General features: G+C 67.6%; 7 protein-coding genes. 1 reads left to right on the top strand and 6 read right to left on the bottom strand.

Annotated elements, in window-relative coordinates; genetic code table 11:
- Positions 1 to 48: 48 nt before the first annotated feature.
- Entirely contained in the window at positions 49 to 846 is a 798-nt protein-coding gene (locus tag CSEG_RS12190) for a type 1 glutamine amidotransferase domain-containing protein (RefSeq protein ID WP_013079537.1), read from the bottom strand.
- Between the two features lie 225 nt (positions 847 to 1,071).
- Here CSEG_RS12190 and CSEG_RS12185 point away from each other — a divergent pair, with 225 nt between their 5' ends.
- The gene (locus tag CSEG_RS12185) at positions 1,072 to 3,918 is read left to right on the top strand and encodes an ATP-binding protein (RefSeq protein WP_013079536.1); all 2,847 of its coding nucleotides are present in this window, start codon (positions 1,072 to 1,074) and stop codon (positions 3,916 to 3,918) included.
- Between the two features lie 96 nt (positions 3,919 to 4,014).
- On the opposite strand, the gene CSEG_RS12180 is transcribed toward CSEG_RS12185, so the two are convergent.
- From CSEG_RS12180 to CSEG_RS12160, 5 genes are all read right to left on the bottom strand, one after another.
- Complete coding sequence (locus CSEG_RS12180) at positions 4,015 to 5,061, bottom strand: phosphatidylinositol-specific phospholipase C domain-containing protein (protein ID WP_013079535.1); 1,047 nt, start codon at positions 5,059 to 5,061, stop codon at positions 4,015 to 4,017.
- Positions 5,062 to 5,159: 98 nt separating this feature from the next.
- Positions 5,160 to 7,808 carry a TonB-dependent receptor gene (locus CSEG_RS12175; RefSeq protein ID WP_013079534.1) on the bottom strand — a complete coding sequence of 883 codons (2,649 nt, stop codon included), beginning with the start codon at positions 7,806 to 7,808 and terminating at the stop codon, positions 5,160 to 5,162.
- A 129-nt stretch (positions 7,809 to 7,937) separates the two neighbouring features.
- Positions 7,938 to 8,909, bottom strand: a complete 972-nt coding sequence (locus CSEG_RS12170; RefSeq protein ID WP_013079533.1) for a FecR family protein — start codon at positions 8,907 to 8,909, stop codon at positions 7,938 to 7,940.
- Entirely contained in the window at positions 8,899 to 9,489 is a 591-nt protein-coding gene (locus tag CSEG_RS12165; RefSeq protein ID WP_013079532.1) for an RNA polymerase sigma factor, read from the bottom strand. The genes CSEG_RS12170 and CSEG_RS12165 overlap by 11 nt, the downstream gene beginning before the upstream one ends.
- On the bottom strand, positions 9,477 to 12,314 hold the full coding sequence (locus CSEG_RS12160) for a TonB-dependent receptor (RefSeq protein WP_013079531.1): 2,838 nt from the start codon (positions 12,312 to 12,314) through the stop codon (positions 9,477 to 9,479). The genes CSEG_RS12165 and CSEG_RS12160 overlap by 13 nt, the downstream gene beginning before the upstream one ends.
- Between the last annotated feature and the right edge of the window lie 629 nt (positions 12,315 to 12,943).

Raw genomic sequence — 12,943 nt, 5'->3', positions numbered from 1 at the left:
GACCAATTCCGCGACGTGGACGACTCGTTGGACGGAGCGCCGTCCCGATCACGCATCGACGGAGACACGGCTGAGCGCGGCGACCAGCGCCTTGCCGATCTGGTGATCGGAGCGTGGGTTCTGACCCGTGATCAGTTCGCGGTCCTCAACCACGTGCGGAGCGAAATCGGGCCCGACATCCACGACGCCGCCCGCCGTGGTCAGCGCTTCCGGCATGTGGAAGTAGAGCTTTCCGTGCAGGATATTGTCCTCGATCGGCTTCTCCTCGCTCGACGAATAGACCGTCATCCGGTAGCCGGCGTACGGCCAGCCTTGGGCGAGCTTAGCCGCCTTGGGGGTGTCGCCAGCTATGAGGGCGGCCCGGAACTCGCGGGCGTGTTGCATCGCCGAGATCGACGCGATCGGACCATGACAGAGGAAGGCGGAGGGCTTCTTGTGCGCGTGGAAATGGCGCAGGATTTCGCCCAGCTCAGGATCCTGCATGAGATCGACGACCGGCGCCTGACCGCCGGGGGTGAAGAAGGCCACGTATTGGTCGAGCCCGCCGTCGAGCACGGCTCGCAGCGTCTTCACACTGTTCATGGCCCGATCGTTGGCGAAGAAGTCCTGCGCCCGCTTGTGCGCTGCCTCGTCATTGTCGAAGTGGACGGTCTGATCAGAGACCGGATCGATGAACGGCTTGGTCCCGTCGGGGGTCGCGAAGGTGATGTCGTAGCCGGCGGCCAACAACGCCATCACGGGCACGACAAGTTCGTTCAGGTATTGGCCGGTCGGCCCGGTGCCGCCGCCTTGGATTTCAATCCGCGTGGCGTTCGAGCCAACGACCAGCACATTGCCTTTCGACATGATCTTGCTCCCTCCGCTTTTCGTCCGTCGGGCCGGCGAGCGCAGCCTCCTCGGGAACCGACGTCGGTCAGGTTAGCCCGAGGTCGCGAGGCGCCGGGGTTAAACGGGGTAAAGAGCCTTCGTCGGTCTAGGCGGCTTTGCGGGCGACACGCGTTCCGCTCTGCGGCGCGCCAGCAACCGTGATAGTTTGAGGCGACATCGTGCGCGGAAGAGGGCTCCTGCCGCTTGGGACACGATCCGACCTTCGAGATGGCGGCCGGCGGACGAGACCAGATCGTCGGGTTCGGCCCCTTCCATCTCCACAAGCTGCACCGCAAACTGCTGTGCGGACCGGAGGAGGTTCGCATTGGCGGCCGTGGGATGGATGTCCTTATGGCGCTAGCCGAACGGCAAGGTCAGCTCGTTCGCAAGCAGGACCTGATGCAGGCGGCCTGGCCGGACACCTTCGTTCACGAAGCCAATCTGAAGGTGACCGTCGCATACCTCCGCCGCGCGCTGCGTCGCCACGCGCCCGCAGGCGAATTCATCAAGACGGTCGTGGGGCGCGGCTATTGGCTTAGCGCCGATGACCCGGTCGGCGAAGGCCGTCCGCTTGAGGACGCCATGCTCGGCGCCACGCCCCTCCCGCAACTTCACGACATCATCGGACGCGAAGCCGAGATCGCTCGCGTCAAAGGCCTGCTTGAGGTGAGCCGCCTCGTCTCGGTCGTGGGCGCCGGCGGGATCGGCAAGACGACCCTGGTGAGGGCTGTCGCGCACGACCTAGCGGCGGAGCCTGGCGGATCCGCCGCGTTCGTCGATCTCTCGCGGGTGACCCACGAGGAATTTGTCGCCGACGCGGTGGCCGCGGCGCTGGGCGTGAGCTCTGGCGGCGCTAGCCTTCAAGGTTTGTGCTCGATCCTGGCGCGGCAAAGGATGCTGCTTGTGCTCGACACCTGCGAGCATGTCCTCAGCGCCGTTTCGCACATCTGCGAGGTTCTGCTCGCGCGAACCGCGCGCCTGCGCATCCTGACGACAAGTCGCGAGGTGCTGCGCACGCGATCCGAACGGGTGATGTGGCTTGCCGCTCTTGCCGTCCCCCCCGACGACCAGTTCGACAGGATTGAACCCGTGTTGAGCTACGCCGCGCCGCGACTCTTGGTTCGGCGCGCCTATGAGGAACGCGGCCATTCTCCTCACGACGCCGACGCGCAAACGCTCGTCCAAATATGCCGCGAGGTGGACGGTTCGCCGCTGGCGATCGAACTTGTCGCGGCGCGCGTCGCCACACGAGGCGCAACCACGGTGCTCGCTGAACTCAAGGACAACCTGTTGGTCCTGCGGCGGCGTCACGGCGTAGAACCGCGCCGCCAGCGGACGCTGCTGGACACCCTAAAGTGGAGCTACTCCCTGCTGACGACGCAGGAAGCCTCGGCGCTGCAAGCGTGCTCCGTCTTCGCCGACGTGTTTGGGACCGAGGCGGTCCTGGAACTGGCCGCGAGCGTCGCGCTTTCGCCGATCGAAATCATCGACGCGCTCGCCGGTCTCAGGTCGAAGTCAATGGTCGCCGTGGAGCACCGAGAGGGCGGATTGGCCTATCGCCTGCTCGACAGCACGCGTACATTCGCCGCGGCTCTGCTCGAGCGTCGTGACGAAACGGCGGCTTCGACCTATTCGGCTCACGCGCGCTGGGTCCTCAAGATGCTGGATCAGGCGGCGGCCGACCGGTCCGCGATGACGCCGCGTCTTTGGCGCGCGGCGTACGCCAACCTGATCTACGACATGCGCAAGGCGCTCGACTGGACCTTGCACCGGTCGGCCGATCGGCTGCTGGGAGTGCAGTTGGTGGCCGCGGGGCTGCCGCTGTGCCACGACCTCTCGCTCAGCGGCGAGATACGCGCCAACTGCGAACTCGCCCTTTCGGAACTCCGCCGCCTGGGGCCTTGTGAGCCCTCGCTTGAGCTTAGATTGGTGATCGGACTGGCTTCGGTCAGCACCTATCTCGCCACCGACCCGGACCAAGCCAGCGCTCTTTTCCAAAAAGCGATCGAGCTGGCGCGCGCAACAGAAGATCCGCAAGCGGAGTGTCGCGCCCTCGGCGCGTTCGCAACTTATGAGCTGATGCGCGGCCGCGTGAATAATGTGGCGGGCGCTCTTATGGCCATGCGACCGGCTGCTTCGCGGGCTAACCAGCCCGCCGCCCTTTGGGAGGAGGAACAACTTCGCGCGCAGTACGAGATACGCACCTGCGATTTCGACGCCGCTCTCGCGCGCGTCCAACGTCTCTTCAGCGAAATGCAGGGAGAGGCCCAGCGAGCAGTCCCGAGCTTTCAGATCCACCAGAAGATCAATGTTCAGGTGCAGCTGGCGGCGCTCAACTGGCTGACCGGTCGCTCGCGTGACGCCATCCGCGTTGCGGAGACGGCGGCTGTGGACGCGCAGCAGGTCGAGCATGGTCTGACCTTGGTCCACTGCCTGGCGCAGGGTGTTATCTGGACCCTTATCCAGACCGGCGAGTACGAAGCCGTGCTGCCGCACATCGAGACGCTTCGAAGCGCCATCTATCGTCACGGCATCGCGGCGTGGATCCCGGTTGCAGACACCTATTCCGCTGTCATCGCCGCCTATCTCGGACAGAAGCCCGATCCGGCGCGCCTCCGCAGCGCATTCTACGGCGTGCGCGCAGGAGTGGTTCAGATCCGGCACGATGCGCGCTTCACACTGATCGCGGATGCGATGGCGGCCAACGGTCAGGCAGGCGACGCCGCTGAAATCATCCAGCACGTGTTTGACACGAGCGCCGAGCCCTGGGGTAAGTCCGAACTGCTTCGCCTGAAGGCCGCCGCTGAGCAGATGCACGGTCGCGCGAGCCATGCGCGAGACTTGCTTTCCTCCGCGGTGGAGGCGGCGCGGATGAGCGGCTCTGTCGCCTGGACCCTTCGCGCCGTGAGCGACCTGGCGTCGCTATCGCAAGGCACGGGATTGGCGCAGAGCTGCTTGGGTGACTTGGCTTCAATATGCGACAGCTTTGCAGGCGAGTACGAGACGCGGGATCTGCGCAAAGCCCGAAGGCTCTTGGCTGAGCTTTCCTGATCGCGTCTCCCGCCGGGAGCCCGGCATTGCTCGCACAGGCGGCGGCCCGCTGGCCGGACTTTGTCGAGGGCCATCCGCCCAGGCCTTCGGTGATCGTCATCGAGCGGGCGAGGTAAGATCCTCTTCTGGCGCGAACCACGATGGGCGCACCACGAATTTCAGGTCCAGCGGATCGGGCGCGCTTGGATAGTAGTCGGTGCTGATGATCTGTGCGCCCGACTGCTCGGCCGACTTGAGGCGGCCAAGGTCGTGGTTGCGGGCCTCGCTTGTGTCGGCGTCGCTGCGCGTACGGACCAGGAAGCCTCGGGCGACCAGGGCCTTGATACGGGTTTCTTCCGGGCGCGGGTCCTGGATATTGAACACCGCCGCCTCGGCGTGGTCCTCGGCATAGAGGCCGAACAGGACGCGGCCCTTCAGCGACGGGTGACCGGCGCGGTAGGCCTCCTCGATGCGGGGATTTGCGTCCAGCACCAGCAGCACCTTGCCGCGCGCGCTGTCGACCGTCGGCCAACCGCCGCCGGTGACGCCTTCGCGCAGGGTGGCGCGCGTCCCGCGAACGTCGTCGGGCGTGATGATGCGATCCCGGCCGAACGCCTTGATCGCGTCGGCGTCAAGGCCGGCGAAGTCGGCCTCCGTCCAGAGCGGCGGGTTCGGAATGGCCGGGGTGTTGAACGGCTCTTCCTTGGTGTTGACGAAGATTACAATCAACTGGTGATCAGGGTGCGCCTTGGACCATGCCGCCACCTCGGCGAAACAGTCGGACAGGCGCAGGCACAAGGTGCGGGCGTCGACGACCGGGGCGTGCAGCACCTTGGCGCCGGGCCCATTCATGATCGCGAGCTTGGCCGGGTCTTTGGCGTAGGGGGCGGCATAGAGACCGCCGCGGGTGTCGGCGTAGGGATCGAATTCCAGCTGCCGGAGGCCGAGGTCCAGCTGTGTGGTGATCGGCGGATGGCCATATTCGACGCCGCGGGAGCGCTCGCCCATCACCTGGCGCTGGTGCGCGAGAGCGGCCGGATCGAGTTCGGGACGATAGCTGTTGTGCGAACCCAGCCAATGCAGGCTGTTGATTTTCGGCGCTTCGGCCGCCTGGGACGCGAAGGCGACGACCGACAGGGCGGCGGCGAGGAGCAGCGGGCGCATGGCGACCTCGTGGGAAAGGAAAGGCGCGGACCGGTCGGTATGCGACCGGTCCGCGTGAGGTGACGACCTCTAGGGGAAGAGGGCGTTCAGGGGAGGGGTCAGAACTTGCCGCGGAGCGTCAGCGAGACCGTGCGGCCCCAGTGATAGATCTCCATCGGCTGGTCCTTGGTCTTGCCGTAGGTGAAGCGGACCTCGTCAGTCAGGTTCGAACCCTCCAGCGTCACCGCGTACTGCGGGGTGATCTGGTAGGAGAGCGAGCCGTCCAGCGAGCCGTAGGGGGCGATATAGGACTGGGCGGTGGTGGTGCTGCCGATCGACTGCAGATACCGCGAGCGCCAGAACCAGCCGAGGCGGGCGCTGATCGGGCCCTTCTCGTAGTAGCCGACCAGGTTGTAGCTCTGCTTGGACAGGCCCACGAGGTCGTCCTTGATTTGGCGGTTGCCGGCGAAATAGTTCGCCTTGCTGTCCACCAGGGTCACCGAGGCCTGCACGCCGAAGCCGTCGAAGGGGGCGGGCAGGAACGACAGCGACTGGTTGTAGGCGGCTTCGAAGCCGCGCACCTCGGCGTCGCCGCCGTTGACGCTGGCCGACAGCAGCACGTCGCCGCGGCCGGGCACCTGGATCGTGGTGTTCTGGGCGGTGATGTAGTTGTCCATCGTCTTGATGAACACCGCGGCGGTCACGGCCGTGGTCGGGGCCGGGTACCACTCCAGCGAGGCGTCGTACTGGTCGGCCAGGAACGGATCCAGGTCCGGGTTGCCGCCCGAGGCCGTCGGCGAGTCGCGGCTGACGCTGATGCGCGGGGCGCTGTCGGTGACGTTGGGACGGTTGACGACGCGCGAGGCTGACAGGCGGCCGACCAGGTCGTCACGCAGGTCGAGCTTGACGTTCAGGCTCGGCAGCCAGTTCTTGTATTCCTTCAGATAGCCCACCGGCACGGGCGTCGAGCCGCTGGTCAGCGTGCCGCTGGCCAGTTGCTTGGTCTCGGCGTAGCGGACGCCCAGATTGCCGCTGACCGGCACGCCGCCCAGGTCGAACTTGAAGTCGCCGCGCACATAGGCGCTGTGGATCTTCTGGTCGACGATGAACGAGTTGCGCAGGTCGGCCGCCGACCACGGTTGAGCCGCCACGGCCGAGGTGTACATCTTCTTGTAGTAGGCGTCGCTGGTCGGGGTGACCCAGGTGCGCGGCGTGTTGCCGGCGAAGTCCTTGAGGAAGCCCGTATAGGGCATGGTCTCGTAGAAGCTGGCGCCCAGGGTCGTCAGCGGCACGTTCAGGATGTCGTTCAGCACCCAGTCGCGACGCAGGTAGGTGCGGTTCATGTTGTGCTGTTCGGCGCCGAACGCGATCTTGGTGAACCAGCCCGAGAAGACGCGCGAGCCGTCCAGGCGGAACGTCTCGTCGCTGTCGCGCGAGTCCTTCCAGGTGTAGTCGAAGGCTTGGCCGACGAAGTTGGCCGGGTTGGTGTAGTCGACGGTGGTGGTCAGCTGCGGGATCGACGTCGACCCGCGCGAGAAGTCGAAGCTCAGCGGCGCAAAGAACGCGATGCGATCGCGGGTCGTGGCCTTGCCGTCCGGGTGGTAGCTGCGGGCGCGCGAATAGCCGTACTCGGCGTTGAACGCCCAGGCGCCCGGCGTCCAGGCCTGCTTGATCCCGAAGATCGTCAGGTCGTGGCGGTTCAGGCTGGTCTCGCGCGAGGCCATCCAGCGCACGTTGTTGATCGTGCCGGCCACGACGGTGTCGCCGACGACCTTCTGGCTGCCCGCCACGAACTGCGGCGTCGCAAAGGTGGCGTCGTCCGGATAGATGTCCAGGCCGAACTCGTCGTAGTCGACGTCCAGCCGGGTCACCAGCAGGTCGACGTCCGTCTGGAAGTCGCCGTTGGGCTTCCACTGACCCGAGAGGGCGCCCGAATAGAGCTTGCGATGCTCGGTCTCGACGGTCGGACGCGTGCGGGTGGGCGTGTAGAGGCCCGAGCCCAGCACCGATTTGAACTTATCGAGGTTCCAGCCGACCATGTACAGGCGGTCGTTGCGCACGTGGCGCTCGTCATAGAGGCCCGAGGCCAGCACGCCGATGGTCTTGTCGGCGTTGGTCCAGCTGCCCAGGCCCGAGACCGACGGGTCGGCCTTCTTGCGCACGTCGCTATAGGTCTCGCGCACCGAGAAGGCGGCCTTCTTGCCCAGGTCGAACGGCTTGAAGGTCTTGATGTTGATGTTGCCGCCCAGGGCGCCTTCATCCATGTCGGCGGTCGGGGTCTTCACCACCTCGATCTGCGAGATCAGCTCTGCGGGCAGCACCTCGAAGCGGAACTGACGGCCCTTGGCGCCGCCGTTCTCGATCAGGTCGTTGACGGCGATCGAGCGGCCGTTCAGCTCCGTGTACTGGAACTGCGGGCCCAGGCCCCGGACGCTGACATAGAGGCCGGCGCCGCGCTGGCGATCGATGGTGACGCCGGTGACCAGCTGCAGCGCCTCGGCGGCGTTACGGGTGGGGAATTTGCCAATGTCCTCGGCGTTGACGGCGTCCAGGCCGTAGTCGGCCGAGCGCTTCAGGGCGGCGGCGGCCTGCAGGCTCTTCCCGTACGAGGTGATGACGACGGCGTCGACGGCGTCAGCCGGTTCCGCGGCGGGCGTGGCCGGGGCGGCGGTGTCGGCGGCCCGGGCCTGGCCCGCGCCAAGGGCGGCGAAGGCGAGAACGGCGACGGCGCCCGCGCACGGCGCGGACAGGAACTTCGAACTGGACATGATATCCCCCGATCTTTGCTGGGCCCGCGGGGAGGCGCGGGTCAGGGCAGAAGAACGGAAGGGCCGACGCCGGCCCTCAGTCCGACGTCGGTGAAATATTTGCGACGATCCTGTTGAAAAGTTTGGATTTTATCCGTGCCGAGACGATCTCTCGTTCGGAGATAGATTCAAGTCTCCGCTGGGGGTGAGCCGCGCGCGCACCGGCAGCAGGGCTTCCATCGCCGCGCCGACGTCGTCCATCCGGCCGATATCCAGCGAGCCGGACAGGCGAAGGCGGGCGAGGGCGGGATCGGTCAGCGCGACCTTGCGGCCCGAGGCGCGCGACAGCCGCTCGGCCGCCTCGGACAGGCTGACATCGACTAGCACGACGCGGCCTTCGGTCCAGGCCGCGTCGGCCTTCACGTCGCCCGCTTGAGCGCCGCCGCCGACCCCGGCCGCGCCGACATAGCGCTGGCCGGGGCGCAGAACCACGCTGGCCGCGCCTGGTTGGCTGACGCGCAGCGAGCCCTCGACCAGTGACACCGTCAGGCGACCACCGCCGGCCACGTTGAAGCGGGTGCCCAGCACGGTCAGCGTCCGGCCCGAGGTCGCCACCTCGAACGGTCGCGTCTTATCGTGGGCGACCTCGAAGAAGGCGTCGCCAGCGTCCAGCGAGACATCGCGGGCGCGGGCCTTGAAGCGGGTTGTCAGGCGGCCGCCGGGGCTGAGCACGACATGGCTGCCATCTGCCAGTGTCAAGCGGGCCGGGGCGTGCGCGGGCGCGGCATAGGTGTCGACCTGCGGCTGGACCTTCACGACCACGCCCACGACCAGGGCGGCGGCGAGCAGGGTGAGGCCCGCGATCAGCGGGCGACGGTCCGGCGTGGCCGGGCGGTCCAGACGCGCCTGACGGCGAACGTCACGGCGCAGCACCCGGACGGTCGGTTCGTCGGCGGCTAGGCCCATCGCCAGCCACACCTCGCGCGTGCGGGCGATCTCTTCGCGAGCCTCGGCGGACGCGGTCGACCAGGCGTCCAGGGCGGCCTGCTCGGCGGCGGTCAGGTCTCGGGTCAGGCTGGCCGCCATCAAGCGGCGGGGATCGAGGTCTTGGTCAGGCGTCATGCGCGGTCTCGATAGCTTCGCGCAGGCGAGCCAGGGCGTTCATCATGTGCTTCTCGACGGCGCTCAGCGACAGGTTCAGCCGCGCGGCCGCCTCGGCTTGGGTCAGGTTCTCGAAGCGGCACAGCACGAAGACCGCGCGCGCATTCGGATGCAGGTCGTCCAGAGCCGCCACCAGCTTGGCCAGCCGCTCGCGTCCGGCCAGGGCCGCCTCCGCCGTGGGCTCGTCGGCGGGGAGGGCGGGGTCGACCTCGACATGGCGTCCGCGCTGGCGCGAGCGCTGGTGACGCTCATGGTCGACTAGGGCGTTGGCGGCGACCGTGAACACCAGCCCGTCCGGATTGCCCCAGTGCAGGCGCGAGAACCGCTGCGACAGCCGCATGAAGACCTCCTGCGTCAGGTCCTCGGCGTCCTCGACCCCGACCGACCGGCGCTGGAAGAAACGCAGCAACGGACGACGATAGCGCGACACCAGCGCCTCGAAGCGCGGCGCCGCCAGCGGCGGGTTGGCTGGGGCGGACTCGCTGGGCCCATCGGGCGGATCGGCACGCGTGCCCGCGCCACGGAAGGTCAGAACGCCCATCTCATCCTCGCGGACAGGTACCGGCCCCAGTGATGAATCTCCATCGGCTGGTCGCGGGTCTGGCCATAGACGTAGCGGCGGGCGTCGGCCAGGTTGACGCCCTCCAGGGAAAGGGTGGCATGGCGGTTCAGCCGCCACGAGGCCGCCCCGTCCAGCGATCCGAACGCCGCCGTGGTGGCGGGCGCCGTGACCGAGCTGCCGATCGAGGTCAGGTAGGAACCACGCCAGTTGTAGCCGAGTCGCACCGAGCCCCGGCCCTTCTCGTAGAACACGAGCGCGCTCCAGGTTGAGCGCGAGAGGCCCAGCAGCGCATTGCGGATCACCCGGTCGCCAGCGAAGTAGTTAGCCTGGCTACGCACCAGGGTGGCCGCGCCCTGCACGCCCAAGCCGTCGAACGGCGCCGGTAGTTCGCGGAACACCCGACTGAAGGTGGCCTCCAGACCCTGCAGCCGCGCGTCGCCGCCGTTGACGTTGGTCGACAGCAGGATCTGGCCGCGCCCGGGAACGTCGATGAAGGTGTTCTGGGCGGTGATGTAGTTGTCCAGCCGCCGGTCGAACGCCGCCAGGCTGACTGCTCCGCCGCCTGGGAAGTACCACTCCAGCGAGACGTCCGCCTGGGTGGCCAGGAACGGGGCCAGCTCGGGATTGCCGCCATTGGCGGTCGGGGTGTCGCGCGCCAGGGTGATGCGCGGGGCGCTGTCGATGACGTTGGGCCGGTTGACCACCCGCGAGGCGGCCAGGCGCAGCAAGAGGTTCGAGGTCAAGTCGACCCGCAGGTTGGCGCTGGGCAGCCAGTCGCCATAGTCCTTGCGCCATTGGACGGGCAGCGGGTCGTCGCCGCTGGAGACCACCCCGACCGAGGTCTGGCGGGTGCGGGCGTAGCGCAGGCCGACATCGCCGCTGACCGGCCGGCCCAGCACGGCGGTGAAGTCATAGCGGGCATAGGCGGAGGTGATCGCCTCGCGCACCACGAACGAGTTGCGCAGGTCCGTCAGGGACGGCGCCTGGGCGGCGATCGCGGGCGTGTAGAGCAGGTCGTAGAAGGCGCGGGCGTTCGGCGCGACCCAGCGGCGCGGCAGGTCGGCCGGCGTCCCGGCCAGGAAGTCATCGAACGGCGTCCGGCCGTAGTACTGGGGTCCTAGACTAGTCAGGGGCGTGCCGACCAGGGTGTCCAGGTTCCAGTCGCGTCGCCGGTAGTCGCGCTTGCGGATGTGCGATTCCCAGCCGAACGACAACTTGTTGTCGCCGAGGTCGCGGCGCGCGTCCAACCGGTGGAGCTGGTCGGTGTCGCGCGAGTCCTTCCAGGTGTAGTCGAAGGTCTGGCCAGCGAAACTGGCGGGATCGGCGTAGTCGCGTGTCGTGCGCAGGGTAGGGCCGCCGGCCAGGCCGTGTCCGAAGTCGTATTCCAGCGGCGCGTAGAAGGCGACGCGGGCGCGGACCGTGCCCCGGCCGTCCGGATGGTAGCTGCGGGCGCGGGAAAAGGCATAGTCGGCGTCGACCGTCCAGGCGTCGCTCTTCCACTGCTCGTGCACGCCGAGGGCGAACAGGTCGTGGCGGTTCAGGCTGGTCTCCTGCGAGGCCATCCAGCGTGCGTCCTGAATGATCCCGGCCTGCACCGTGTCGCCCTTGACCATCTGGCTGCCCCGCACGAAGCGCGGGCTCGAGATCGAGGCGTCGTCCGGATAGATGTCCAGGCCGTACTCATCGTAGTGGGCGTCCAGGCGTGTCGCCAGCAGGTCGATATCCAGCCGCCAGTTCGGCGAAGGCCGCCACTGCAGGGTGAAGTCGCCCGAAGCCATGCGGCGGTCCTCGAGCTCGATCGTCGGCCGCGTCCGGGTCGGCGTGTAGAGGCCGGGGCCGAGCACGGCCGCGAAGCGGTTCAGGTTCCAGCCGGTCTGGTAGAGCCGGTCGTTGCGAATCCGCCGCCGCTCGACCACGCCGCCCGCCAGCAGGCCGAAGCGTCCGCTGTCGTCGACCCAGCTCCACACGCCGGACACGGACGGATCGTGCCGATCGGCGCGGCCCTCGGACATGCGCACCGAGACGACCGAGCGCCGCCCGCGATCCAGCGGCTTGAACGTCCGCACGTCGATATTGCCGCCCAGCGCGCCCTCGTCCATGTCGGCGGTGGTCGACTTGGCGACCTCGATCTGGTCGATGACGTCAGCGGGCAGGACCTCGAAGCGGAACTGCCGCCCTCGGAAGCCGCCGTTCTCGACGAGGTCGTTCATGGCCAGCGGGCGGCCGTTCAGCAAGACGTTCTGGAACTGAGGACCCAGGCCTCGGACGCTGACATAGAGGCCCACGCCTCGGTGCCGCTCCAGGCTGACGCCCGGCGCCAGCTGCAGCGCCTCGGCGGCGTTGGCGGCTGGCAGGCGGGCGATGTCCTCGGCGCTGACGGCGTCCAGCGCATAGGCCGAGGTGCGCTTGAGGGCCAGGGACCGGCCGAGGCTGGCGGCGTAGGCGGCCGTGACGGTCACCGCCTCGACCTCGCTGGGCCGCGCATCTTCGGGCGCCGCCATAGGTCGCGGAGACGCGGCGTCGCCGCGTTTCTCGAGCACGAAGACGCCCCGTCGCACCTCGCGAACGCTGGCGCCTGTCTCGACCAGCAGCGCCTCGATCGCCGCCCGCGCCGACAGGCCTGGCGGCACGACCCGGCCGCTCCGGCCGGCAACCAGTTCTGGCGCGTAGAGGATCACGATGTCTCGTTCCGCCGCCAGTTTCACGAGATTGTCGCCGAGGCTGGTGGGCGCGCCGGCGATCGCCGCATGGGCCGGCAGGAGCACGGCGACCCCGATCGCACAGATGCGGAAACAGGCGGACATGCCCGACGTGATGGCCCAAGGAAAGCTCGGGCTGCTTATCGACCACCCATGACAGTTGGACGACAACTTCAATGGGTTGACCAGGCAAGACCACGCATTGCGCGAACGCACGGGCCTCAAGAGCCATGGGGTGAAGCTATTTTTGCAAGCCATGCAGACTGAAAGCGGGCCGCTGGCCTGGACGTGGAGGACGCCGGAGAATTGTCAGGCCCCCTAAACCTCTTCGTCGGCGCGTTCATGGCTTTGAGAAATCCCCGCGCTCACCATGAGGAGCACCTGTTCGACCCGGTCATCGAGTTCGACACGCGGAACCCGCTCTATCGGCTCGAGGCGCAAGCCATCGATCGACCCCCATCTCGTAGATCGTCGTGTCGCTAGGGGCGCGATCCGTCTGTTCCGCTAGACAGATAGCGGCAGTGGCGCGAACTGCCTTTAGGCGTCAGATCTGAGCCGAGCGCCAAGAATAACCGCAGCTGGGCCATCGTAGGTCGTCTAGCGACCTGGACGGTGTTCGCTATCCCCGCCGGGGCGGTTCCTGGCGTTGATCCCGTCTGACGGCACCGCCGTCGGTCAGATGGCGATCTTCGGAACAAGCCCGATGATGAGTGGTTGATCTGCCGAACCCAGGA

This window comes from Caulobacter segnis ATCC 21756 (assembly GCF_000092285.1).
GTDB classification, from domain to species: Bacteria; Pseudomonadota; Alphaproteobacteria; order Caulobacterales; family Caulobacteraceae; genus Caulobacter; species Caulobacter segnis.
The sequence above is the reverse complement of the archived record's forward strand: the minus strand, read 5'-3'. Positions and strand labels throughout refer to the sequence as shown.